This window comes from Mucilaginibacter kameinonensis (genome assembly GCF_003675385.1).
GTDB classification, from domain to species: Bacteria; Bacteroidota; Bacteroidia; order Sphingobacteriales; family Sphingobacteriaceae; genus Mucilaginibacter; species Mucilaginibacter kameinonensis.
In genome coordinates this window covers 164,560-190,721 of record NZ_RCWZ01000007.1, presented here as the reverse complement: position 1 = coordinate 190,721, position 26,162 = coordinate 164,560, and the positions used below count along the sequence as shown (strand labels likewise).

21 protein-coding genes are annotated in these 26,162 nt (G+C 42.7%); 12 read left to right on the top strand and 9 right to left on the bottom strand.

The features are described 5' to 3' along the window. Positions 1–821: 821 nt before the first annotated feature. Positions 822–1,061 carry a hypothetical protein gene (locus tag EAH55_RS31110; protein WP_162997100.1) on the top strand — a complete coding sequence of 80 codons (240 nt, stop codon included), beginning with the start codon at positions 822–824 and terminating at the stop codon, positions 1,059–1,061. A gap of 443 nt (positions 1,062–1,504) precedes the next feature. On the opposite strand, the gene EAH55_RS29385 is transcribed toward EAH55_RS31110, so the two are convergent. From EAH55_RS29385 to EAH55_RS29375, 3 genes are all read right to left on the bottom strand, one after another. Beyond that, positions 1,505–2,458: an acetyl-CoA carboxylase carboxyltransferase subunit alpha gene (locus EAH55_RS29385; RefSeq protein ID WP_121812825.1), complete on the bottom strand. Its 954-nt coding sequence runs from the start codon at positions 2,456–2,458 to the stop codon at positions 1,505–1,507. A 47-nt stretch (positions 2,459–2,505) separates the two neighbouring features. After that, on the bottom strand, positions 2,506–3,009 hold the full coding sequence (locus EAH55_RS29380) for a hypothetical protein (RefSeq protein ID WP_121812824.1): 504 nt from the start codon (positions 3,007–3,009) through the stop codon (positions 2,506–2,508). 216 nt (positions 3,010–3,225) lie between these two features. Further along, complete coding sequence (locus EAH55_RS29375; RefSeq protein ID WP_121812823.1) at positions 3,226–4,980, bottom strand: discoidin domain-containing protein; 1,755 nt, start codon at positions 4,978–4,980, stop codon at positions 3,226–3,228. Between the two features lie 186 nt (positions 4,981–5,166). On the opposite strand from EAH55_RS29375, the gene EAH55_RS29370 reads away from it, so the two are divergent. Then, entirely contained in the window at positions 5,167–7,251 is a 2,085-nt protein-coding gene (locus EAH55_RS29370; protein ID WP_208644979.1) for a beta-galactosidase, read from the top strand. Here the strand turns inward: EAH55_RS29370 and EAH55_RS29365 are convergent, their stop codons facing one another. Together EAH55_RS29365 and tnpA are read right to left on the bottom strand one after the other, a co-directional pair. Beyond that, on the bottom strand, positions 7,252–7,620 hold the full coding sequence (locus tag EAH55_RS29365; protein ID WP_121812822.1) for a hypothetical protein: 369 nt from the start codon (positions 7,618–7,620) through the stop codon (positions 7,252–7,254). A 284-nt stretch (positions 7,621–7,904) separates the two neighbouring features. Then, positions 7,905–8,366 (bottom strand): IS200/IS605 family transposase, encoded by a 462-nt coding sequence (gene tnpA / locus EAH55_RS29360; RefSeq protein ID WP_121812838.1) that lies wholly within the window; start codon positions 8,364–8,366, stop codon positions 7,905–7,907. A gap of 119 nt (positions 8,367–8,485) precedes the next feature. Between tnpA and EAH55_RS29355 the strand changes: the two genes are divergently transcribed. The 3 genes from EAH55_RS29355 (at position 8,486) to EAH55_RS29345 (ending at position 10,703) form a co-directional block, all read left to right on the top strand. Next, positions 8,486–9,052 carry a pentapeptide repeat-containing protein gene (locus EAH55_RS29355; protein ID WP_162997099.1) on the top strand — a complete coding sequence of 189 codons (567 nt, stop codon included), beginning with the start codon at positions 8,486–8,488 and terminating at the stop codon, positions 9,050–9,052. 167 nt (positions 9,053–9,219) lie between these two features. Continuing rightward, positions 9,220–9,945, top strand: a complete 726-nt coding sequence (locus EAH55_RS29350; RefSeq protein WP_162997098.1) for a M23 family metallopeptidase — start codon at positions 9,220–9,222, stop codon at positions 9,943–9,945. Continuing rightward, positions 9,942–10,703, top strand: coding sequence for a DUF4846 domain-containing protein (locus EAH55_RS29345; protein WP_121812819.1), 762 nt, complete (start codon positions 9,942–9,944; stop codon positions 10,701–10,703). The genes EAH55_RS29350 and EAH55_RS29345 overlap by 4 nt, the downstream gene beginning before the upstream one ends. A gap of 195 nt (positions 10,704–10,898) precedes the next feature. On the opposite strand, the gene EAH55_RS29340 is transcribed toward EAH55_RS29345, so the two are convergent. Continuing rightward, the gene (locus EAH55_RS29340; RefSeq protein WP_121812818.1) at positions 10,899–11,918 is read right to left on the bottom strand and encodes an aldo/keto reductase; all 1,020 of its coding nucleotides are present in this window, start codon (positions 11,916–11,918) and stop codon (positions 10,899–10,901) included. 90 nt (positions 11,919–12,008) lie between these two features. Then, positions 12,009–12,305, bottom strand: a complete 297-nt coding sequence (locus EAH55_RS29335; RefSeq protein ID WP_208644978.1) for a GIY-YIG nuclease family protein — start codon at positions 12,303–12,305, stop codon at positions 12,009–12,011. Positions 12,306–12,603: 298 nt separating this feature from the next. Here EAH55_RS29335 and EAH55_RS29330 point away from each other — a divergent pair, with 298 nt between their 5' ends. Further along, positions 12,604–12,930 (top strand): hypothetical protein, encoded by a 327-nt coding sequence (locus EAH55_RS29330; protein ID WP_121812817.1) that lies wholly within the window; start codon positions 12,604–12,606, stop codon positions 12,928–12,930. Between the two features lie 66 nt (positions 12,931–12,996). After that, positions 12,997–14,607 (top strand): mechanosensitive ion channel family protein, encoded by a 1,611-nt coding sequence (locus EAH55_RS29325; protein WP_121812816.1) that lies wholly within the window; start codon positions 12,997–12,999, stop codon positions 14,605–14,607. Between the two features lie 159 nt (positions 14,608–14,766). On the opposite strand, the gene EAH55_RS29320 is transcribed toward EAH55_RS29325, so the two are convergent. Continuing rightward, positions 14,767–15,747, bottom strand: coding sequence for an acyl-ACP desaturase (locus EAH55_RS29320; RefSeq protein ID WP_112572873.1), 981 nt, complete (start codon positions 15,745–15,747; stop codon positions 14,767–14,769). A gap of 55 nt (positions 15,748–15,802) precedes the next feature. After that, positions 15,803–16,810, bottom strand: coding sequence for a glycoside hydrolase family 5 protein (locus tag EAH55_RS29315; protein WP_162997097.1), 1,008 nt, complete (start codon positions 16,808–16,810; stop codon positions 15,803–15,805). Positions 16,811–16,987: 177 nt separating this feature from the next. Between EAH55_RS29315 and EAH55_RS29310 the strand changes: the two genes are divergently transcribed. The 5 genes from EAH55_RS29310 (at position 16,988) to EAH55_RS29285 (ending at position 26,162) form a co-directional block, all read left to right on the top strand. Beyond that, complete coding sequence (locus EAH55_RS29310) at positions 16,988–18,334, top strand: sensor histidine kinase (protein ID WP_112572877.1); 1,347 nt, start codon at positions 16,988–16,990, stop codon at positions 18,332–18,334. Between the two features lie 12 nt (positions 18,335–18,346). Then, on the top strand, positions 18,347–20,434 hold the full coding sequence (locus EAH55_RS29305) for a cellulose biosynthesis cyclic di-GMP-binding regulatory protein BcsB (RefSeq protein ID WP_121812814.1): 2,088 nt from the start codon (positions 18,347–18,349) through the stop codon (positions 20,432–20,434). A gap of 132 nt (positions 20,435–20,566) precedes the next feature. Next, on the top strand, positions 20,567–22,420 hold the full coding sequence (locus EAH55_RS29300; protein WP_121812813.1) for a glycosyltransferase family 2 protein: 1,854 nt from the start codon (positions 20,567–20,569) through the stop codon (positions 22,418–22,420). After that, positions 22,417–23,985 (top strand): hypothetical protein, encoded by a 1,569-nt coding sequence (locus EAH55_RS29295; protein ID WP_121812812.1) that lies wholly within the window; start codon positions 22,417–22,419, stop codon positions 23,983–23,985. Before EAH55_RS29300 ends, EAH55_RS29295 begins: the two co-directional genes overlap by 4 nt. 788 nt (positions 23,986–24,773) lie before the next feature. Beyond that, positions 24,774–26,162 carry an ATP-binding protein gene (locus EAH55_RS29285; RefSeq protein ID WP_121812810.1) on the top strand — a complete coding sequence of 463 codons (1,389 nt, stop codon included), beginning with the start codon at positions 24,774–24,776 and terminating at the stop codon, positions 26,160–26,162.

The window sequence follows — 26,162 nt, the reverse complement described above, 5'->3', positions numbered from 1 at the left end:
GCCAGAGCCGATGGTACTGCGGTAAAACGTGGGAGAGTAGGTCGGTGCCACCCTTTATCACCTTTAATGGTGCAACATTGCAAAAGCCTTAGCTAATCGCTAAGGCTTTTTGCGTTTAAAATACTTTCATATTCCTACTACTGCTACAGCTATAACCGCCATCTAACCTAATCAACTACTCACCCCTCACCTCATCTGATAATGTCATGTTGAACTTGTTTCAACACCTCATCTGTTGAGCCGTGTGCCATTCCAATCGTCAACCTGTGCTGTGGGGGGCTGGAACAAGTTCAGCATGACATAGGGCTTTAAATTATAACAGCGCAACCCAACCACTCACCACTCTCCATTCAACCATTCACCTTAGGCCCGCGTTAGGGATAGGAGCGGATACCGGCCCGCGCTTAAGGCCTGCAGGCGTATGAGCGTATAGCCCGGCCGAAGGAAACGCCCATTATATTATTTAATAATTCCCGGACAAATGGTAATGCTTCTACAAACCTTTTGCACCTCTGGTGCAGCCTGTCAATCTCTTAACTTAATGACATTGGCCTCAGGCACACAAAATGCCGCTTGTGTTATTATATAAACGTTTGCAGCTATAGTGCTACCCGAAAAACTTACTATGCTCCTGCAATTATTTAATTATAGATTGTTTTGCCGTTTTTGCCCGACACTTACTGATGATCGGGTACCATAAAATTGATAGGATATTATACATACCGAACCAACAAAAATTACAAGTTAACACACATACTTTTTATTGTGGTAATAATAACTTAGAATCATTTTTTTATGTTTGCGCTTCCAAAAATAGCCTCATGGAATTTGAAAAATTAGCAGCCCAAATTAAATTAGAAATAGCCAAACTGGATACCACGCCCGAGCTTGATAAGATCAACAAAGCTTTTGACGAGAAGATCCGTAAAGTGGAGGAAGCCCGCCGCGAAAAGTTGGCTACCGTGCCCGATAATGCTGTAGAACGTAAGAAGCTTATTGCGGCACTGGAAGCCCTCGGCGAGAAATATGTTGAGCCGGCTAAAAAGAAAACCAAAGAGTAAGGCTTCTGGTTCAAAAAAATTTAAAAGGTCTGCCGGGTTTTGGCTGGCCTTTCTTGTTTATTGGCGGTAAGATGTCCTTCTGCTTGGGGAATGGTATTGCGGCCAGTGTGTGGCCAGTTGCTACCTCCCCGCCATGTCGCCATTGTCTACCCTCCCTTTATGTTATTGCCGCGTCGAGCCAGGATTCACCAACGTCATTGTGAGGAACGAAGCAATCCCCGACTTGCAGAGCAGCTATACGAGCAGCCCTCTGTACAGTTTGCGATTGCTTCGTGCCTCGCAATGACGCGGTAGAGAGGATCCGTCTTGCCTCGTAATGACGCGTTAGAGAAGAGTATTGCTTCGTGCCTCGGGATACCGTAGGAGGACACTACGTAAATCTGCCCTATAACAAAAAGAGCCGCCTTTTAGGGGCAGCTCTCTTGCTATCAAAAAAAAAGATTTTATTCGTTAACCACACCCATTGAGCAAAATTTGTCGATACGCTCGGCAACAAGCTCATCGATATTGCGTTCTGTGAGGGTTTTGAGGTCTTTTAGCAGTTGTTTTTTCAGGATACCGGCCATAGCAACAGGATCCTGGTGTGCACCACCAAGCGGCTCTTTGATCACACCGTCAATCAGCTTGTTCTTCAACATCTCTGTTGATGTTAATTTAAGTACTTCGGCTGCACGTTCTTTGTTTTCCCATGTTTTCCAAAGGATGGTTGAGCAGTTTTCGGGCGAGATCACAGAATACCAGGAGTTATCCAGCATCAGTACCTTGTCGCCAATACCAATACCCAGCGCGCCGCCCGATGCACCTTCGCCAATGATAACACAGATCACAGGAACTTTTAGTACAGACATTTCGAGTAAATTGCGGGCAATGGCTTCACCCTGACCGCGTTCTTCGGCCTCTAAGCCAGGATAGGCTCCTGGGGTATCAATCAGAGTAACAACCGGTTTGTTGAATTTCTCGGCCATTTTCATGAGCCTTAATGCCTTGCGGTAACCTTCGGGGTTTGCCATGCCGAAGTTACGGTACTGGCGCTCCTTAGTGTTACGGCCTTTCTGGTGACCGATAAACATTACTGTTTGGCCATTCAGCGTGCCGAAGCCGCCAATGATAGCTTTATCATCGCCTACGGTACGGTCGCCATGCAATTCAATAAAATCATCGCACATCAGCTCGATGTACTGCAGGGTATACGGCCTTTCGGGGTGACGCGAAATTTGTACTTTTTGCCAGCCTGAAAGGTTGTTGTATATATCTTTTTTGGCTTCTTCCAGCTTGCCTTCCAGCTCGGCAACAGTTGCCGACATGTCGAGTTTGTTTTTTTCCTCAACCTGTTTCACCTTCTCTATCTGCTGCTGTAGCTCAGCCAGTGGTTTTTCAAAATCAAACGTAATCTTCATACACTTTATTTGGAGGCGCTAAATTAAGCAAATCAAATGGTATATTTTCAATTATGAGCGTTGAGTGTTTCTAACTTGGTGATTTGCTGTGGCGCAAGGGCGTTTCCCGTACTTAAACAGGCCTGTAAAATGGCATTCCGGAGCTCGCCATAATACAATCCTGAGCGGTTGGCGTAAAATATAATGCTGCCGTTATCCGTTCCTTTTTTCATCAACTTATCCAGGGTGGTTTCGTTGGTGACTATAAAATTGCCCATCTCAACCCGTTTGCGGTGGAGTTCGGTAGCAAGGGCGGTGATTTTGGTAACCTGAATGGGGCTCAAACTAAGCTCTTTCTTAAACTTCAAAGCGGCATCGGGCATGGGGTAATGGTTAAGCCGGGCTACCTGTTCAATATCGTCAAATAAATACTCGCCGGTAATTAGTTGGGTAAACTGTTTATCGTTCAGTGTTTTTACAGGCGATTTTTTCAGGGTGCTATCAGCCTGCTGGGCATTGGCAGTAATGCTGAGGATTAGGGATATGAGGATGAGGGGGATGGTTTTTAGCATAGGGGGGATTGTATCTTATGTTGAAGGCTATTCGAATAACGCTAAATTTAGCAATAATCTTATATGGCGCATAGTTTACTCACCCGGCCTGCGCTTCGCTGTGCCACCCTCTCTTCGCCTTTGGCGGAAAGAGGGTAAGGAAGGTAAAAAACTAAAATCCCCTCTTTGCGGAGCAGAGAGGGGTGACAAGCGTAGCGACGTCGGGGTGAGTCAATACTACTCCACCTTCACAACCTTGGTTCTGGCCGAAATGCCGTTTTCATTAAACGCTTCTATCTGAAAATAGTATGGCAGGCTTTTGTCCATCCCATTAAAATAGTACTCGTTTTTACCGTAAACCATCATGTTGTTGTACAGCTTATCGGGTGCTATGCCAAAGTAAACGGTGTAACCGGTGGCATTGTCGTTGGGTTTCCATTTAAGCCAGGCATTGCGGCGTTCGCTGTCACCACGCAGCACAATCAGGTTTTGCACGGTATCGGGCTTGGCACCGGCACCTTTACCAAATACCCTTAAGCCGGATAGGGCAAACTTACCTGTTGGCATGTGCAGGTTCACCATTTTTATATAGCGGGCTTTGGCTGGGGTTTTTAGTTCGATGTAATCGTGAGGTACGTCTTTACGGTTTTTGCTTTTGTCGATAAGGGGCTGCCATGTTTTGCCGTTAAGCGATGAGTAGATGATGTATTGGTGATACACGCCTAATGATTTCCCCATAAACTCCGCATCCTGGTCGGCATAGTTTATCTGTATGGCGTTTACCGTGCTTACCTCACCCAAATCGGTTTTGAGCCACTCGCCTTTGTTGGCTGTTTTGGCGCTCCAGTAGGTTTTAATATCCTCATCCACCGCGTTGTTGGCAGCATATGCATCAAGGGTTGATGAAACCTCGACAGGTTTATTGTAGTTAAGGATCATCCAGCCGGTAAAATTACTTTTCAGGTGATCTTCGGGCCCGTTGGATAAGTAGTGCGGATAATCGCCATAGGCAGTGTTGCTGTACAGCACACCATCCTGATCAAATCCGGCAGGCCAGAAACCAATGCGGCGCTCAAAGTTATTTTTTACCGAGATGCCCATGGTGCTGATATGCCAGTAATTGCCATACTTATCGGCCCAGGTGGCACCATGACCTGCGCCTTTGGCAAAGCCACCGGGTTTGTATGAGAATGGGTTATGCTTTTGATAAGTGAAAGGCCCCAGCGGATGATCGCCTACAAAAACGCCATCGCCATAGCCGCTTTGCTCGGTGCCGGGAGCACCAAATTGCAGGTAATATTTGCCTTTATACTTGTTCATCCATGAGCCTTCGATAAATGGCAGCAGGAATACATTATCATTATGTTCGCCAAAGCGCTCCCAGCCGTGCTCTTCGGGGTTAAGCTTCACCATTTCTTTTTTAGGGCCGATGGGCTCGAAGGTATGCCTGTCTATCTCCTGCCCGTAAAGCGGCAGCGTATTGCTGGAACCATGATAAATATAAACCCTTCCATCATCATCGGCAAACATACCGGGATCCCATGCACCTACTTTAAAATAGTCTTTGGCGGCTTTCCAGTCGTCATGCGTAGGGTTGGTGCTCATCCACAGGGTAAAATCTTTATTATAGGTAGATCCTATCACCAGCAGGGTATCGCCCAAAACTAATGTAGCGGGTGCGCAAAGCTCATCGCCCTTTACTTCATTATAGGGGCGGACAAATTTGCGGTAAACAAAGTTCCAGTTTAGCATGTCATCGCTCCACCAGTAACCAAACTGGTTGGTAGAGAAGAGGTAATATTTACCTTTGAAAAGGGTCATGGTTGGGTCGGCAGTGGCGCGGTGCTTACCCCAACCGGCAAAGGTTTCAAAGGGGGTATAACCATAATCAAGGTTAAGCGGGTTACAATAAGTAAGGCGCTTTTGTTGCGCATTGGCGCTCATCGCGCAGCAAAACATCAGGATGAGCAGATAACGGGTAACTGTTTTCATAAAAGATACTAACAGGTTATAATGGTATTACAACAGGGCGCTAATATCAGTTTTTAAACAGCAATAAAAATGTTGTGTACTACTACATCTGTTTCACATCATAAAATATTTTATTAATGTGTGTTAAAAATACAATTAATTCGTACTTTCATCAGCACAAGCCAATTATCTTAAATACCGCTTTTTATGAACAAGAAATACCTGCTGTTCGTTATCGCGCAAATAGTTTTTGCCGCGTCTGCGTTTGCTCAATATCCTAAAATGGATAAGTTGCTTTACGGGGTAGCTTACTATGACGAATATATGCCTTACGAAAGGCTGGACAAGGATGTGCAAATGATGAAAGCCTGCGGCATTAACGTGGTGCGCATAGCCGAATCTACCTGGAGCACGGAAGAGCCGCAGGACGGTGTTTTCGATTTTACGCATATCGACAGGGTATTAAACGCCATGCAAAAAGCCGGGATCCACGTTATTATAGGTACGCCAACCTATGCCGTACCTACATGGATGGTTAAGAAACATCCCGAAATACTTGCTATCACCCCATCTGGCCAAAACCAGTACGGGCCAAGGCAAAATATGGATATCACCAATAAAGATTACCGTTTTTACGCTGAGCGGGTTATCCGCAAAATAATGGAGCATGTGAAGGATAACAAGGCGGTGATAGGTTACCAGGTAGATAACGAAACCAAATCGTACGGTACGGCGGGGCCAAATGTGCAGGCGCTGTTTGTTAACTACATGAAGGCGAAATATAAAACACTGGATAACATTAACCACATTTTCGGGCTTGATTACTGGAGCAACCGCATTAATAACTGGGACGATTTTCCGTCGATGGTTAATACCATTAATGGTAGTCTTTCATCGGAGTTTGCCAAATTTCAGCGCCAGCTGGTTACCGATTATTTAGCATGGCAGGCCGCTATAGTGCGCGAGTACAAACGCCCCGACCAGTTTATCACCCAAAACTTCGACCTGGAATGGCACGGTTATTCGTTCGGTATCCAGCCCGATGTAGATCACTTTGCAGCAGCCAAAGCTTTGGATATTGCAGGCATAGATATTTATCACCCCAGCCAGGACAAACTTACCGGCGTGGAAATTTCTTTTGGGGGCGATGTAGCCCGCTCTATGAAAGGTGGCAAAAACTACCTTACTATCGAAACCGAAGCGCAGGGTTTTCCACAATGGGTGCCATATCCTGGTCAGCTGAGGTTGCAGGCTTTTAGTCACCTGGCATCGGGTGCCAACATGGTAAGCTACTGGCCATGGCATTCTATCCATAACTCTGCCGAAACTTATTGGAAAGGTTTGTTAAGCCATGATCTTGAACCTAATCCGGTTTATGACGAAGCTAAAACGATAGGCAAAGATTTCGACAGGTTAAGCAGTAAACTCATCAACCTGAAAAAGAAAAACGATGTAGCAATCCTGTTCAGCAATGAAGCGCTCACCGGTTTTAAAGCTTTCGGCTTTGGCTGGGGAACGCGAACCGGCTATAATGATGTGTTACGACAGTTTTACGATGGCCTTTACCATATGAACGTAGGCTGCGATTTTGTAGACCCAACAAGCAAAAATATTGAAGACTATAAGCTACTCGTAGTGCCCCTGCTTTATGCGGCGCCCGATAGCCTGCTGAAACGCCTGAACACCTATGTTAAAAACGGCGGCCATATCATTTACACCTGTAAAAGTGGCTTTGCCGATGAAAATGTAAAAGTGCGCACCACGCATCAGCCCGGCATTATTGACGAGGCTTGTGGTATTTACTACAGTCAGTTTACCGAACCAAGCAACGCCTCGTTAAAAGCAGATGACTGGAACCTGAAACCCGAAGATAAAAAGCTAAACACCTGGATGGAGCTGATTACCCCAACTACTGCGAAAGTGCTGGCTTATTACGATCACCCGGTTTGGGCCAAGTATGCAGCCATTACCCAAAACAAGTATGGTAAGGGCGTAGCTACCTATATTGGTACGCTCACCACCAGCGCCGTTACCGATAAACTGCTTGCCAATGAGGTAAAATCCATCGGCTTATGGGGTGCCGATCAGCAAATAGCCTGGCCTATTGTAACCAAACAAGGGGTAAATCAGAGTGGTAAAACGGTACATTATTATTTTAATTATTCAGCCAGTGAAACCAGCTTCACCTATCCTTATAATAATGGCAAAGAGCTGTTATCAGGTGATAATATCAGCAAAGATGCCAGCTTAAAACTGGAGCCCTGGGGTATCAAGATCATTGAGGTAAACTAATTATGGATTGGCTTTCCGGGTACGGCGAAGGAAGATCAACGCGATTAGGCCGATAAAGCTAAAAGCGCCCAAAATCCAATAGCCCGCCACTTGCGATGGGTTCACCGTTTTTTGGTCGGTAGTTTGTTTTACGCCGGCATCGCCGCTGGGTACGCTGGTTTTATCGCTATCCTGCAAAGTGCCCGTTCCTGTACCCGATACAGTGGCAGTTCCGGGTGCGCCCTGGCTCACCCCGTTTCCGGCACCCGCGCCATTGGCTTTGGTAGTGGCTGATGACGTATCTTTGGACGATTGTGCCGATACGGGGACAGTAACAGCTAATGTTAAGCCTAATAACATCATGGCCAGTTTTATCTTCAATGCTTTCATAGCGTATAGTTTTGATGCAGGGTAGTTAAAACAATAGCTGTGCCAGTGATGGGGGATAGATATTTATAATCACATTTTAGAAGTTGTGTACCTACGGCACACTAAGAATTTCATTATTTTGTTTCTACAGACCTTTGCACCTCTGGTGCAACCAATCATGCTGTTAACTTCTAATGCAGCCAATCAATCTCTACGTTGTGATTGTCCCAGCGGGACAACAGGTCTGTAGAATATGTTATCGCAGATATTTCAGAGCTCCATAGGAGCTCCACTTATGAAGCATTTTATTCTGGCAATTTGAAAATGTATCGCTCATCAAACTCGATATTAAAATCCTTTAAAATCTGTTGATATTCTTCTAAAAATGTTTTCTTTTTATGATGCTCTTGTTGATTTGCGATGTAGTTGGCAACCTTACTTACTTGGGATCTGCTGTGACTAAAAGCACCATATCCCTGCTGCCATTGAAATTTGCCGTGCGTTAATCTTTCTCTATTGATCCATTCAGAAGAATCACTTTTGACTGTTCTTATCAAATCCGAAATTGCCTGGTTAGGATTTAAGCCAACAAATAAGTGTAGATGGTCTGGCATGTTATTAATGGCGATGATTTTATGTTCTTGTTTTTGAACAATAGAAGTTATGTATTGTCGTAATCTTTCTGCCCATGTTTCGTCAATTAAAGATGCACGATATTTTACCGCGAATACAAAATGGATATATAATTGGGTATAGGTGTTTCCCATGTTTATTGATAAGGCTAATAAGTTAAAATCAACAGTAGGTTTCAACTCAAACATACATTTTTTCTTCAAATCGCTTGCTACTCGGAGGCATGTTACTGTTAAACTTTACATTTGCTACCATGCAAACCCTACCCTTCGAAGACCAAACTTTTACCAAAATAACTGCAGGCCAACTCAACGGCACCACTTACGAAAACTGCAAATTCATCGGCTGCGATTTTTCTAACGCTCAATTTGCAGGCATCACTTTTGTTGACTGCCTGTTTGATACCTGTAACCTGCTCCTTGCAGAGTTAGGCAACACTGGTTTGCAGAATATCCGCTTTAAACATTGCAAAATAAGCGGGGTAAACTTTGGCAAGGCCAACGACTTTTTATTCGAGGTACATTTTGAAGATTGCATTTTGGATAATGCCGTGTTTTACAAAAAGAAGAACAAGAAGGCTACGTATACCGATTGCTCCATGATCGAAACCGATCTGACGGAAGCCGATCTGACCGATTGTAAGTTCAATAACTGTAATCTTAAAAACGCGTTCTTTAGTCGCACCGTCCTAAAAAACGCCGACCTGAGTACCTCCTACAATTTCATTATTGATCCGGATGACAACATGATCAAGAAAGCGAAGTTCTCGCTTCATGGTTTGCCCGGGTTGCTCAATAAATATGATATCCGGATAGGATAGCAATATTTAAACGTCCCATCACGGTCTCTCATAGAGGACCCTGATGTATACGCCATACATCTTCGCTATTCCTAATATCCTATTGAATACTTAATTAAAATATGATATCCGGATAGGATAGCAATATTTTATCTGTTTATTAGTTAATGTTGTTGATTATAAACCTTATGCAAAAACTTATACTGTTTTTTTCTTTGTTATTGATAAGTACCGGAGCTTTGGCCCAGCGCGATACAGCTGCTTTTACCAAATTCAACAGTTTTAATAACGCGGTTTTAAACGGCGGCATAAAAAAAGTGGAGGCGCAGAAACAATTCGATATGGTATTAAAACGAATTGCTTTACTTGAAATGCTGCGTGCCGAATTCATTCAGCCCAAACTGCAATGGGTATTCCCGCTTAAAGGGTATAACAGCAGCGCGATAGGCGGCACGCACGGGAATGGTTATTTTGATAAAGGTTACCGTTATCTGGATGGAAACAAACACGGCGCTCATCCCGCCCATGATATTTTTATTAATGATAAAAACCAGGACTATATTGATGACCATACCGGTAAGCCTGTTGATGTGCTTAGTGTTGACGATGGCTGGGTGATAGCCTGCTGTAACGAATGGGAATCAAACAGTAATATGCGGGGCGGCAAGTTCATCTGGATCTATCATCCTAAGGCGGCTGTTTTTACCTATTATGCCCATAACAGCGCCATTTTTGTTAAACCTGGCAGCTATGTTACGCAGGGGCAGAAAATTGCAGAGGTTGGCCGTACAGGTTATAATGCTTATAAAAAGCGCTCGCCAACACACCTGCATTTTTCGGAATTTAAACTGGTTGACAGGATTCCCGTACCTTTTAATCCATATGAACAGTTAAAAAAAGCCCGAACACTATGAAAGCCATGATCGCCTGCCTGCTGCTGCTTTTGAATATAAACATTCTCCCGCCTCCGGATAATGTAGTTAAAAGATTTGCAGTACCCGCAGGCTATCATCGTATCATGGCTTCACCCGGTAGCTTCGGGGCCTGGCTGCAGGCTTTACCCTTAAAACCTGCTGGTACGTCAACCAAAACTTATAAAGGGGATATTGCCCGGACAGACATTTACACTGCCGCCGTAATCGATATGAGTGTGGGTAACCAGGACCTTCAGCAATGTGCCGATGCTGTGATGCGCTTACGTGGCGAATACCTTTATCAACAAAAAAAGTATAGCGACATTTCTTTCAACTTTACTAGCGGTTTTAAATGCGACTATGAGCACTACGCCAAAGGCTATCGCTATAAAAACGACCATTGGGTTTTAAAAGCCAAACCCGATTATTCATACCAAACGTTTTTAAATTACATGAACCTGGTGTTCAGCTATGCAGGTACTATATCATTGCAAAAGGAGCTAAAAGCGGTGTCAAACTCCAATGATCTTAAGCCGGGAGATGTCTTTATTCACGGCGGTTCGCCTGGGCATTGTTTTATTGTACTGGATGTGGCGGAAAACGCAGTCCATCAAAAGCAGTTTTTACTGGCGCAAAGTTTTATGCCTGCACAAAATATCCAGGTGCTGCAATATGGCTCACCATGGTTTACGATGGATCAGCACAGCGGAATACTTTATGGCGAACTGATCAGCAAGAATTATTTGAAGCGGTTTTAGGGCATCAATAAATATCAAAATGTCATTTCGACGAACCTGTTGGGGTAAGAGCAGGGAGGTGAGGAGAAATCTTATACGCCATGCTGTAAAACGCTTAACATCTTAACATGGTGTATAAGATTTCTCTTTCGCCCCTATGCTCAAGTCAGCCCTTGCTCTATCGAAATGACATTTTTTATATAAGGCAAGGGGTAATTACCGTTTCTCCACCCTGTCATAAAACCCGCCGAAGCTGTTCATTTTTACAGCATCCTCATTGAAAAAATCGCCGGGGAAACCCAATTCGATAGCGCTTACCTCGTTGAGCTTTTTAAAATGTTCGGGAGATAGTTTGGTATCAATTGCTTTCAGGTTATCCTTTAGCTGATCAATTTTTGTGGCACCTACGATGGGGATACAGCTGAAATCCCTGTCCATCATCCACTGTAGGGCAACATGACTTTCGGACACACCAAGCTCTGTAGCTATGTCAACAACGGCTTCGGTGATAGTTTGCGCCCTGTTGTTACGACGGTTACTTTCAGCTTTCACACGGCCTTGTTCGCCACGCAGGTATTTGCCTGTTAAAGCACCGCCGGCCAGCGGGGCCCAGGGGGTAACTGTCATGCTATAGTGTTTCGCCATCGGGATCAGTTCGCGCTCGGCCGTGCGGGCAAGTAAACTATATTCAACCTGTAAAGCAATGAACTGGCTCCAGCCCATCAGTTCGGCCAGGGTGTTTCCCTTTGATACTACCCAGGCTGGGGTATCACTGATAGCTGCATAGGTTACTTTACCCTGTTTAATCAGGTCGTCCAGGCCACGCAACACTTCATCAATAGGGGTGATGTTATCCCAGATGTGCAGGTACAGCACATCGATAAAATCAGTTTTTAAGCGCTTTAGACTTTCCTCCACACTCCGCATCATGTTTTTGCGGTTGTTGCCTGACGCGTTGGGATTGGTGGTATTATCTTTTAAAGTGTATTTGGTGGCCAGCACAAAATAATCGCGATCATGATTGCCAAGGTATTCGCCGATGATCTTTTCGCTGGTACCCAGTTTGTACACGTTGGCTGTATCAATAAAATTGCCGCCTGCTTCGGCAAAGGCATCCATAATGGCAAAGCTGGCATCTTTTTCGGCTCCCCAGCCACCTTCGGTACCGAAGCCCATAGCCCCGAGGCATAGTTCAGAAACTTTAAGGCCCGAGCGGCCCAATAATTTGTAATTCATATATGGTGATGTTTTGTGTATTATTAAAAAAATATGTCATTGCGAGCGAAGCGTGGCAATCTCGTAGTCAATGCATTACAACTATACAGATTAATCATACCAGTCGATACTTAAATCTCCCCAAGATGGATTAGTCGCTACTATCAAATCAATTTTCTTTTGTCTCGATCCTGCTTTTAATTGTTTTTCTCTGGCTATAGCATTATCTATCCACTGAAACTGTTCAAAGTAAACTAATTTATCGCACGAGTACTTAGCCGTATATCCTTTATATATCTTTCCCTTGTGCTCTAATATCCTGTTATGTAAGTCACTCGATACACCTACGTATAATGCCGTATTAGCTTTGTTTGTTAAAATATAAACGAAGTATTGGTGTATCTGCATTGTATAAGGCGTTGCACGAATCTAAAAGATTGCTTAAGGCTTTGCAATTATAGTTTAAATTATATCAGACGATAGTTATAAAACTCATGTCATTGCGAGGAGCAGCATGGGGACAAGCGTGGGGCGACGCGGCAATCCCGTAGCCATTGCATGTACGATCTGTATAGCTACGAGATTGTTTCGTCGTTCCTCTTCGCAATGACATATTATAATAGCCTAATTGGGTGCGAAGCTCGTCTTCCCAAACAATCCCCCGCTCTGTTTTGTACTATTTAATACATCGCTAATATACCAAATTATGAAAATCATCACCCTTCATACCGATATCGACCTTAACCAGTTATACCTGCTACTACACGAAAAACTAAACCCTTTGTTTCAGGAGCAACGACAAAGTGATTTAAATTTTACAGTGGAGCGTAAAGGCGAAGAAGTGACCATTTCGTTGCCCGCTGTTTATGATGGCGTTCTGTTTAGTATTGTGATCAATGGTCATGAACTTTGGATCACCCGTAATGAGCATTATGTAGATGATGTAAATTCCCTTACTATCGAATCTATTCTGAACGACCTGTTTGGTAAGGTTGCCGGCAATTTGGGTACAGACCTGGTGCAGGAGGGATAAATACGCTAATGGTAGGCAGGTTGAAATGAGCTAAATAATTTTTAGCTTTAACAGAAAAACATCCCTATGCCTAAATTTTTCAACCTGCTCATTCTTTTTCTGTTTGCCGTATTCACAACACAGGCTCAAAAAATCCCCGAAAAAAATGGCGAACCGGTAATTGTTAACCGGGATACTCTGTTTAAGTTTTATGCCCCACAGGGATTGTTTGATCCAAAGGAACGGGCCGGAATTGTTACCAAACGTATTGAGGCCCTGATGAGCCGGATAGATTTTAATGCCGATTCGTTAACGCTCAAAAATGATACTTCCATATCCCTGATAACCTACAGCGGACAAATGATCATGGGCATTAACGATGCCGATGCCGCTTACTCCGAATTAACCCGGCCGCAACTGGCAGCGAGTTATCTGGCTATTCTTAAAAGAAAGCTGGGCAATGTTTTTGAAAGCAATAGCCCAAAGCAATTGATAACCAATGTGCTGGAAGCGGTTGCTGTTATCATATTGCTTATCGTATTGATATGGGTTGTTAATAAAGGATTCAGGTGGATAAAACTAAAAAGTATACAAGGCTGGGAGCGTAGGGTTGAAAAGCTGGCGGCAAAAGGGGCTCCGGTAGCTTATGCTTCGCGCTTGCTCCCCTTTATCAGCGGATTGATCAATATCGGGCGCTTGCTTATTATCCTGTTGCTGGTTTACCTGGCCTTGCCGGTGTTATTTTATATTTTCCCTTCGTCGCAATCTATAGCTACGCAGCTTATTGGTTTTGTGGTCGATCCGCTGAAAAGTATCTTGCTGGCCATTGTTCACTTTATACCTAACCTGCTTACCATAACCGTTATTTATTTGGTTACCCGGTACATTGTGAAGCTTGTAAAATTTGTAGCTACCGAAATTGCCAATGGTGCTATCTCCTTAAAAGGTTTTTATCCCGAATGGGCTATCCCTACCTATAATATCATCCGGGTGCTGATGTATGCTTTTATGTTTGTGGTGATATTTCCCTATCTGCCCGGCTCTCAATCCAAAGTATTTCAGGGAGTGACTTTTTTTATTGGTGTGCTATTTTCATTGGGATCATCATCGGCTATATCTAATATGGTGTCGGGGATTGTGCTTACCTATATGCGTCCCTTTAAAATTGGCGACAGGATAAAGGTTGGCGAAATTATGGGCGATGTGATTGAGAAAAACCTGCTGGTAACCCGTGTGCGTACTATTAAAAACGAAGATGTAACCGTGCCTAATGCCTCCATTTTAAGCGGGGCTACTGTTAACTATACCTCGTCGTCAAAAACTTTGGGATTGATATTGAACACCAGCGTTACCATTGGCTATGACGCGCCCTGGCAAACTATTCATAGCCTGCTCATCAGTGCTGCAGAGGCTACGGAGGGGATCCTTGCCGAGCCTAAACCATTTGTGCTGCAAACCGCGCTAAATGATTTTAACGTAAGCTACCAGATAAACGCCTATACCGATAAGCCCGGTAAAATGGCGGTCATCTATTCTGCTTTATACCAAAACATACAGGATAAGTTTAATGAAGCAGGCATGGAGATCATGTCGCCGCATTTTACAGCAGTGCGTGATGGAAGCCATATCCAGATCCCCGAAAACTATGTAGCCGAAGGGTACAAAAAGCCGGGGTATAAAATAGAGCGGGAGGAGTAGCGTGAATTGTGGGCCAAGCTTAATAGACGTTATAAAAAAGACGTCATTGCAATGTATGAAGCAATCCCAAGCTACACAGGGCGAACCTGCCTATCGGGGATTGCTTCGTACCTCGCAATGACGCGCGGATAGATTTTCTCCTTAAAATTATTTGATTGCTTACCCGTTTATCCAGGTAAACTTGTACTCCAGCATTGGGTTCTTCATGCGTTCGGCTACACGTAGTAAGCGGGCCGGAAGGTTTACCACATAATCGCGGGCCTTTTCACCTGCTTCATCCAGGCCTGTTATGCTTTCGATATGCCAGTCGGTAAGTAGTTCTTTCAGGATATCAACATAGTCGATAGCGGTGTAGATACCTAAACGTTGTGCAGCATCGGTAAAGTGACCAAAAGTTTGACCAACCTTTAAACCAACTTCACGCAGGAAGTGGGCAGGCATCACAATCTTTTTGCGCATCATATCTTCAAAAGCTATCATAGCCTCGCTTGGGTCTACCTCAAATATTTTTTCGATAAAGTATTTGTAAGCTTTGGCATGGCGTGCTTCGTCAGATGCGATAACACCGCACATTTTTGATAGCAGGGGATCACCGTATTTTTTTGCCTGTGAAGCTACACGGCGGTGAGATACATTGGTTGCCAACTCCTGGAAAGAAGTATATATAAAGTTACGGTAAGGGTCATGACCGGTACCGATATCAAAGCCATCGGAAATAAGGTATTGGGTAGAGATCTCCATCATGCGCATATCCACACGACCAGACAGGTACAGGTATTTGTTCAGCAGGTCGCCATGACGGTTTTCCTCACCAGTCCAATGGCGGGTCCATTTCATCCAGCCGCCTTCTTCGCTGTCAGATACACCTTCAACCATGGTAAGCCATGATTCGTAGGTAGGCAGGGCCTCTTCGGTAATGGTATCGCCAATTAAAACGGCAATCAGATCGTATGAAAGACCAGCAGCGCTTTCCTGTAATTCTTTGATCTCAGTAAAGAAAGAATCCCTTGAAGAATCGGGCAAAAAATCAGACGGTTGCCAGATGGTGTCAATCGGTTTCAGGTATTCATGTATTTTTTCTAACATGAACTTTTCGATGTGCACCATTACTTCTCTGCGCTTTTCTTCAAAAAATCTCATAACTGTATATTAGTGAGCAAAGGTAACTAAATTTGTTACATTAATGTTTAAAATTTCACTGTGTGGCGCTAATTGCGTCTTTCATACACAGGGGCAAATTCTCTATAGACGGCCTGCTGGCAAACAGCGAAAAACTACTATTATAATCCCAAAGTATGCCAGGAATATCAAGCCGCTTTAAGGCTTTACGAACCGCTTTGATGTAACGGCACCGACTATCCAGATCTGCGTATTTATTATACACGCCATATTCGCCACATATAACAGGAACATCATATTTAAGCGCCCAGTTTTTAACAATTTGTAATTTATCATTTATTGATTGTTCGTTACCATCGCGCGGGTATATATGGTAGTTACTTTCGCCTGAAGTATTTTTTGCTTTGGGATTAAGTGCAGGAAAATTTTCCGCATTGTATGGAAATGATACCCCGGTGGTAGCCGCCTGGTCGCCCACCCAGCTTGCACCCTGATGGGTAAAAAAGAAAGGTTCGTAGAAGTGAAAGGTGTAAATAATATTTTCATCGGCAAGCCTTTCAAACCTGCTTAACTCGTAGATACTGTTATAGTTTGAAGCGCCAACAATCAGCGTACGTTGCTTGTCTATTTTACGGATGGCAGTTACGATATTGTACGCGGCATCTTTCCACACTTTGGGGTTGATATGGGGCGGCTCGTTGTAGATCTCGAAATAAAGGTTGTTATAACTTGCAGATTTATACCTTTTGGTTAATTTTAGCCACAAATCAATTATCAGTGGTGTTTCGGTAAGATAATTATTATCGCTTAAACGGCCATAATGGTAATCTATCACCAGCCTAAATCCGTAAGTTTCGCACTGCTCAATAACTTTATCTATGTAGGTAAACAGTTGTGCATTTGTTTTAGGATTAAAGGAAGTAAAAGCCACAGGCAACCTGATGCTTTTAAAGCCCAGTTTTTTGAGCAGCAGAAAATCAGATTTTTTAGGCGCGTTTTGAGCCAGCGAACTTTCATTCCAGGTTTGCTCGAGCCATGAAATACTGATGCCATTATTTAGATTTTTGGCACGTTGAAACGCCATTAAACGCGCTTGTTCAGGATTTGGACGGCTTTTTGCAACGGAGGTTATTGCTATTGACACCAGCAACAACAAACTTGTTTGAATTATCGTATAACGAATATTTTTATTAACCAATATTTTAACCGGATTAATTCAACAACGGCCTTAATTTTTAATTACAATTCAAGATAACGAATAATGTTTGTTCAAATTACTAACGAAGAATTAATTAGAGAGACCTCAAAAAAAGCATGGTACCAAACCAATAATATAATCTGGACAATTATATTCTTATACCCGCTTTTCAGCATTGTTGATTTTATCTACGCTACAAATTTTTGGCTGCAGTTTTTCATTATCCGCATTATAACCATCCTGATCATATATGGCCTGTTTAGCTATTTTCAGCATAAACAGTTCAGTTATCGCATATTGCTGCATATCAGCTTTTTTATGCTCTCGGTCACGGCAGCTATATTGTGCAACCTGGTAAATATTCAGTTTTTGACCATTTACTTTATGTTGTTTGCTACTACACTGCTGTTTTTTAACCTGCAGGTGTTTTGGGAGCCGTTAAATTCTATCATCCAAACCTTAATGGCATTACTGTTACTTGCCATTTTCTTTAACCTGCTGAGCGAATACAACCTTGATCTGGTTTTAAGCAACGGCGGGCAGATCTTCTTCATCATTGCGGGTATTTCCTGCTTAATACCTGGTGCACGTTACAAAGTAATTCAGCGTGAAGTGCGCTCGCAGATCATGATCGAAAAATCAAACGAGCAGCTTAAACAGCAAAACAAGGATATCGCCGAAAAAAATAACCTGATCGATTTGCAGTATGAGCAGCTCCGTAAGCTTGATAGTCAGAAAAATAGCTTCATTAACATAGCCGGGCACGACCTTAAAAACCTCATTGGCTCTATAGTAATGAGTAACAACATGATCAAGGAAGAGGATTTCAGGCTCAGTACCGATCAGAAAGAGTTTGTTGGCTATATCTCCGAATCGGCCGAGAAGATGCAATACATGCTTAATAAGCTGATGGATGTTAAGGAGATCGAATCGCCGGAGATGAAGTTTAACATGGAGATCTTTGATATCAACGTTGAAGTAATGCACGTTTACAAAGGCTTGTATGAAACAGCCCAGATGAAAAACATCCACCTGGTAGATAATATCCTGAAACTGCCCCTGAACGTAAGGCTCGACAGGGTGTTTACCGGCCAGGTGTTTCAAAACCTTTTATCAAACGCTATTAAGTTTTCGCAAACCAATAATACAGTTAAAGTAATAACCAGTCTGCAGCGTCAGAAATTTGTTTTCGAGATCATTGACGAAGGTATAGCCATTGGTCAGCAGGAACTGGAGATGATGTTCAATAAGCTTAAAACCCTTAACGACACCCATGGCATGACCGAAAGCCGCTTGGGTTTGGGTTTATCAATTGCCAAACTGATGACGCAGGAAATGGGCGGCGAATTAACCTACCGCAGCGATGACAACGGCAATTATTTCAGAGTAGAATTTTACGTAATAAATTAATATTTATACCCAATGAATAAGTTTTTTACCTTATTAGCCTTTATTTTATTATTCAGCACGGCTTCACAGGCTCAGGGCAACAGCATTGCATCCTTTAAAGCTTATGGCCATGAAGATGACATGATATATGGCATGAGCGGTGCAACTTCATTTTATTTCAAGATCACGCCTTTGGTTGAAATGAATGGCAGTAAGCTGGTGTTATTCTTTGAACCATCGCAGGCACTGATAAAATCGCATTCATACATTAACCTGGTTATTAATAATAAACCGGCGTACAGCAGCCGTTTAGGTCCCGATTCTATTCAGAAGATTACCCTTAACCTGAGCCGTGCCGACCTGAGCCCTGATAAGTTCCTGAAAATTCAGGTTAAAACGCTGCTTACCATCACCGACGATCAGTGTAAGGACCTTGATAACCCGGCCATGTGGTTAAAAATCAAGAACTACTCATACCTGAGTTTGGTTAAAAGCAATAAAAACTTCTTCGATAACGTAAATATCAGCAACTGCTTTGATTCAAAAAAAGCGATTGTTTATCCTTCAAACCCAAGCCTGCATGACCTTAAGGCTGTGGCCTGGGCTTATTCGAGGTTAAAAAAGACCCAAACTCGTGAAATAGCGGTTTATGAAGAAAGCAAACTGCCCGATAGCGTGCGCAACTACATCAGGGTAGGTACTGTAGATAAACTGCCTGCAGATCAGCGTGAATTGGTAAAAGTTACACCACAGGCTTCGCAAGGGTTGTTTTACCTGCACAAATCGGTGAGCCTTATAACGGATACAATTACCCGCATGATTGATATTAAAGGTCAGCTTACTCCTGTTAAAACAGTAACACAGGAGCAAGCCCCTAAAGAGATCCTGTTTGTTACCGGTGGCGATCCTACAGGTTATGAAAAAGCCATTACTGCTTTGGGTAATATGAATATCCTTAACTCAACCTATGGCGATTACCTGCTGATTGAAAAAGCCGAGAATACCTTCTTTAAAACCATTGATGAAAACCGCTCCAAATTATCGCTGAAACAAATTGGTGGTGTAAGCGATTTTCTATCGGGTATTGGTTCGTTAAAAAGCGCTTACAGCTTTAAGAACAGTGATTTTAGCTTCACCCCTAAAGAAGTGGAGATTCGTTTTGTAGCTAACTACAGCGGTCTTGCCCCCGGCGACCGTGGTTTCTTCAATATATACCTGAATGGTTTATTGATCAGCAGTGAAAAGCTTGATGCATCGGGTAAGCTGAACAGCTCAATCACCATTAACCGCTATCAGCACCATAAATACAATACGCTTGAGGCCGAATTCAGGTTTTACCCAACCAATGGTAACTGCCGTAATAGCTTCACCAACTTTTTTGCCGAGGTTGATGTGGACAAGTCATACCTCGAATCAAAAAATCCGTTTATCACCAGCGACCTGAGTTTTTACCAGTATCCTGAGGCATTTAACAGCGGTACCACCAAAATTGTGGTAAGCGAGCAATACGCCAAATATGCTGCGGCTGCTATGGGCGAGATCATTTATGAGCTTAACAATAACATCAACGCCAATAACTTCCCTGAGTTTGTTTACTCTAAAGACATTGATGTTAACGAACTGAAGAAAAATAACATCATAGCCCTGCTTTCAAAAGACGACAAGATCCTGAAGGAGTTTGCCGATGCGCCAATTCAGTTTGATAAAGATTTCAGGTTGTACTATACCGATAACAATAAACCGGTTTATTCCCTGTCGGATACGGTATCAAACGGTTTGGCCCAGATCTTTTACGGGCGAAGCAATAATGCCACACTGGTGCTTACTGCAACGGGTAGTCACGTTGCCGAAGCTTTTCTGGCGGTATCAAAATCAATTACCGAGCAGCTTTCAACCCTGTCGAGCAACGTTTGTATCTCTGATGTTAACTCTAACAAATACCTGTTCAACATCAATAAATCAAGCGAAAACCTGGAATATATTGACACCAAAAGCGGCCTTACCCGTTTCTGGGACAGCTATAACCTGTACATTTTGTTAGGCATCCTGATCCTGATCCTGCTTTCGTTCCTGTATGTGCGTTCGAAAGTTCAAAAATCGCAAGATCTGTTTAACGATTAATACCTCACCCTGCCCTCTCCAAAGGAGAGGGTTTTAAGAAAAAAAGCTTAGAGAGGGCTTAAAAAAAAGAGCTTCCTCTCCTTTGGAGAGGGCCGGGGTGAGGCTCTTTTAGCTTTTGTTTAGACACCTTATATGGATACACTGAGTATTTCTATTCCTGAAATTTTGGTTGCCCACGGATTTATTTCGCCGGCCGACCAGGAAAAGATCCACGCTTTTTCGGAAAGATCGGGTATGTCATACCTTAAAATAGCCCTTAACTTTGGCTATGTTTCCCGTAAAAATTACGAACGTGCTTTAGGCAATGCCGGCTATCAGTTTGCCGACATCCGCAATGAAGCCTTCGACCAAAATGTTCTGGACAAGGCAGAGCTGAAATTTGTGAACGACCAACTGGGCCTTCCGCTCCGTATCGAAAATAATAAGGTGGTTACCATCATGGCCGACCCTGGTAATGACCTGTTCCTGGATTTTGTAAGGTTTACCTATGATCTTGAACCTGAAGTTATTGTAGCGTCTGACCTTGAAATTACCTGGCTAAGCCACAAGCTTCTGGGTGATAAATATGTTAAGGCGGCAGTTTTTGACCTGGTTAAACGCGATCCTAAAAGTTCGGCATCAACTACTTTCACACCAACACAGCTCGCCCTTATTTTTGTTTTATGGGCGATTATCGCCATTGGCCTGTTCCTTAACTTTAAAACAGTATCCATCGGCATTAACCTTATCATTAGTTCGTTTTTCCTGGTGGCGATTATCTTTAAGCTGTTTTTAGCACTGGTAGGCTCGCGCTTTGAACTGCATCAGGCTGTTACCAAAAGCGACCTCAGAAACATTGTAAATGATGAGCTGCCCATTTACACCATATTGCTGCCCGTTTACAAGGAAGATAAACTGATTAAGAAACTCATCTGGAACCTTCAAAGTCTCGACTATCCGCGCGAGCAGCTGGATATTAAACTGGTTATTGAAGAGGATGATGACAAAACGCTGAACGCGGTAAAAAATCTCGACTTTCCATCGGTGTTTGAAGTTATTGTGGTGCCTTTCCACATGCCTAAAACCAAGCCCAAGGCCTGTAACTACGGTTTGCATTTTGCAAGGGGGCAGTACCTCACCATTTATGATGCCGAGGATATCCCCGATACCGATCAGCTTAAAAAAGTGGTGGCCCTGTTTAAAAAGCTGCCCGAAAACTATATCTGCATCCAGAGCGCCCTGAACTACTTTAACCGGAACGAGAACTTCCTTACCCGTATGTTTACCCTGGAGTATTCGTACTGGTTTGATTATATGCTGCCCGGTTTGGATACGCTTGATATCCCCATCCCGCTTGGCGGTACCAGTAACCACTTTAAAATGGATGCGCTGGTTGAGCTTGGCGCCTGGGACCCATTTAACGTAACGGAAGATGCCGATCTTGGTGTTCGTGCTTATGCCAAAGGTTATAAGGTAGCCATCGTAAACTCATCTACCTACGAGGAAGCCAACAACAACTATTGGAACTGGATCCGTCAGCGTTCGCGCTGGATCAAGGGTTACATGCAAACCTACCTGGTGCACATGCGTAACCCCGTGGCCCTTATAAAAAGGATAGGTTTTAAAGGCTTCCTGGGCTTTAACTTTTTTATCGGCGCCACATCTGCAACATTCCTGATTTACCCGGTGCTGCTCATCATTTTTGTGTGTTACCTGATATTTGATTTTTCAACCATCCGCAACCTGTTTCCGGATTGGGTGCTGTTCATGTCGATATTTAACCTCATGGTGGGTAACATCCTCATGATCTATATCAACATGATGGCCGTATTTAAGCGCCGTTATTTTGAGCTTATTTTGTTTGCTATAGCTAATCCCATTTACTGGCTGCTGCATTCGGTTGCTGCCTATATGGGTTTATATCAGCTTATCACCAATCCGTTTTACTGGGAAAAAACCAACCATGGTTTAAGTAAGGTTAATAACCCAACAAACGTTGTTAAATGAAAATTGCTAAAAGTACATACCTGTTTATTTTTACCCTTGCACTGGCAGGCTGGTACCTGTTTATAGGTATCTACCTTAACCAATTGGGCTACTATAACCAGGAGAGCCTGTTTTATATCGAAAAAACCAAAATAGTATTTGAGGGGCTTGGCAACCGCCTTAAGGTAATGGGCCTCACTGCGCCGCTGTTACCCTTTTACTCCACTTTTATATTCTCTTCGATAAACAGTTACCTGGCGCCGGTAATGGCATCGGCAATAGGTACGGCAGGTTTGTTCTACCTTATTTCACGCTCGTTTTTAATCAGGGTTAAGGACGATTTTTACCTGTTTATGGTAGCCATTCTGTTTGTGCTGCACCCTGGCATTATTTACATGGCCTGCTCGGGCAAAGCCATTTACCTGGTAGTTACGTTTTTGTACCTATTTTTCCTTAACCTGCTTAAGTTTTACCGCTCCAATACTACGTTTCACGTATCGGTAGCCAGTATGTGTTTGGTAACACTTATTTTTTGCGATTATCGCTTTATCTGGCTTACGCTGTTTTTTATTCCGCTGGTGTTGTCTATAACGCTGGCCAGCCTTAACCTGGGCGAAAAGGAATCCATTTTCAGGTTGTTCATGAGCTTCAACAGTCCCTCGTTAAGGCGTAAGCTCATTAATAAAACCTTTGCCATTTACGTGATATTGTTTATACTGCCGATAGCGTCGTTGATATGCTACAAGCTGCTTAACCAAACCCACGCCAGCGATCTTAATTACTTTATTGAAAGTCCGCTGGCTACCTGGAACGTTTTGGTTGATAAGCTTAATTACGATACCGTAGCCACTGCCGTGAATTATCAGCTGCCCGAACTCAGCATCCTGGTATCATTAAGGGTAATTTATTTTTGCCCGCTCATTTTGTTTGGCATGTACCTGCTGCGCGAAAGTACCTACCAGGTATTAACCGTTATCACCCTGTTTGCTTTTGTAGAGTTTTTGCACATTAAGTACGATAAGCTGTTCCTCACTTACCAGTATTATCTTATCTTTTTATTTGTGTCGTTACTGTGTATGGTGTTTAAGGTTCACACCATCAAAAACAAGCTGGCAGTTAAATTAGGACTTGCCTTTGTGATTGTATTGCAACTATATACCGGGTACATTTTTTTAACCCATTCGCTTATTACCGACGAGCGCCGCTTTATTACCACGCTTAACCGCTTGAACCCGAATACAGATCAAAGCGAAAGCAAGGAGATGGCGGAGTATATCAACAAACTACCCGACGATACGCACATCCTCATGGACGATGCCGTATCATACCCCATTGTAGCATTTACCAATAACGTAAAAAAGTTAACCCTGCCGTACCAACTTGATACGTTCCTATCGGCCATTGAAACCCCATACAAGTACGACGACTATATCCTGATAGCCACCGCTAAAAACCCGTTCACCGGCTACACCCAGCTCAATGATAAATACATCCCCGAAATCCGTAGGCTAAACAGCGGCGTAAACTACAAACGCGTTTACGAAACCGATAGCTGGATTTTGTATAGGGTGGTATCATTGCAATGATCAGTTTGCAGTTGGCGGTTTGCAGTTTTTTTAGTAGCAGTGGCTGTGAGCAGTAGGCAGTAGCAGTTGTTTTCAAGTTGTAGCAGTGGTGGCAGCAGTTGCCCTGGGCAAAAAAAATCCCCTCTTGAGAGGGGGCGCGGTGGAGATGTGCGGTAGCAGGGGTGTGTCTATACGCGCGACAGGTAAATGCTTTGCTCAGCACCCGGCTTAGCGAATGGGATGTTGAAACAAGTTCAAGATGACGAAATTTAATAATATGTCATTGCGAGCGATAGCGTGGCAACCGCATGCTATACAGGGCAAACGTGTACAATTGCCATATTGTTATTCCTGTCAAATAGAATTACACAACCCCTTAACCCCGAAATCAAAAATCCCCATTCCGAAATCAAAACAATGGCGTTCCCGTTAGCTAACGGGCCGGGCCGCCAACTGGCGGATACAAATCCTCGCCCTGGGCATTGCGCGCGAAGGCCTGCGCGGGCTGTGGGTTTTCCGTTGCAATCCCTAACGCGGCCGGGGCCCAAGGCCGAAAGTGAGGGGGATACAGATGCCAGCTTTGTTTACCGTTTAGCCCTGTATGCGGGCCACAAGGTACAACCTTGCGGCAGCGTTTTTGATTTTTTTGCTACTGCAAGGCTGTGCCTTGTGGTCAGTTTGCTAAGTGTTGGATTAGGTTGCGGTAGCAGGAGGAGAAACAACTTATTAAGTTCTAATTAAAGAAATATTTTTTTCCAATTCATATTTAAAATCTTTTACATTTATAAAATAACCTCATTTCAATATAAATGCAAATCAAAGAGTTCACCGTTAGGAAATTATACGGGTTTATGAATAAAGATATCTTATTTCATAAGCGAATATCAATATTAGTTGGAATAAATGGGTCTGGAAAAACAAGTATATTAAATTTAGTTAATTGGCTATTAACGTTAAACTTTGAAGAACTGTGTTTGATTGAATTTCAAAGTATTATCTTAAAATTTCACTATAAGGATTGTGATTATAATTTCTCTTGTGAACAACATGAGCTAAAAATCGTGTTTAAACTGACAAATTTAACACAATCTAAAAGTTACCCACAGATTGATGCTAAATTTTCCGTCCACCCAAGTAAGCTTACCAAAAACAAATCATTAAGAGATTCTATCAGAGGAGAATATAAAGGACTAAAGCCAGAACCTCGTGAGGTGGAAACTTGGTCATTTATTGTAAATGAATTACCTTCTCCAATGATTATAGGATTGGATCGAAACCTTTACACACAAGAAGGGAGTGAGCTTAGAGTACAAGAAGAATATAGTAATCTCGAAAGAAATAGGTTGCGCGAAAAGGCAAAAAACTCTTCTCCTATTGATAGAGTAAAATCCGAACTTATCAAAAACTATAACCTCTATAGAAATAATGTTCTCGAATTTTATTCGTCTATTAATAGAAAAATTATCCTTTCAGCATTTGACAATATAATAACAGATGAAAATCTTTCATCTATAGTTGGTGCGTCAAGACCAACGATTAAAGAAATTGAGATACTTCAAGAACAAGTCAAAGAATTTCTAAGAGAAAATCAAATAATAATGTCCCGAAAACAACAAAAACATAAGGACATTAATGAAATAACAAAGGTTGACGAATATTTCAAAAATCTAAAAAATATACTCAAAGATAGGGAGGGGCGAACAGAGAGCTATGATTTATTATACCTCATTAATGTAACTCAATTTAAAAAAATAAATGATTTAGTAATTGAATTTAAAAAATATGAAGAAGTAACTATTAAGTTATATAAGCCTTTAGAGGAGTTTTTAGTCACAATAAATAAATTCTTAATAGATTCCTCAAAAGAACTTTATTTCGATAAAAGAACATCTCAATTATTTTTTAATATTATAGACAGTAAAGGTCAAAAAATCGATAGCGACCGAGATATTGAAAACTTATCGTCAGGCGAAAAACAAATTTTGATTTTATTAACATATATTAAGTATAACCTAAATTTAAACTTATTCATCATAGACGAACCCGAACTTTCTCTACACCCTAAATGGCAAGCAGAATTTCTTGGAGCAGTGGAAAAACTGATGCCCAAAGACGCCCAGCTCATTTTGGCCACTCATTCACCTGAAATAGTAGGAGAAAACGAAGAATATTGCGAAGTATTATTACCGTATAATTGA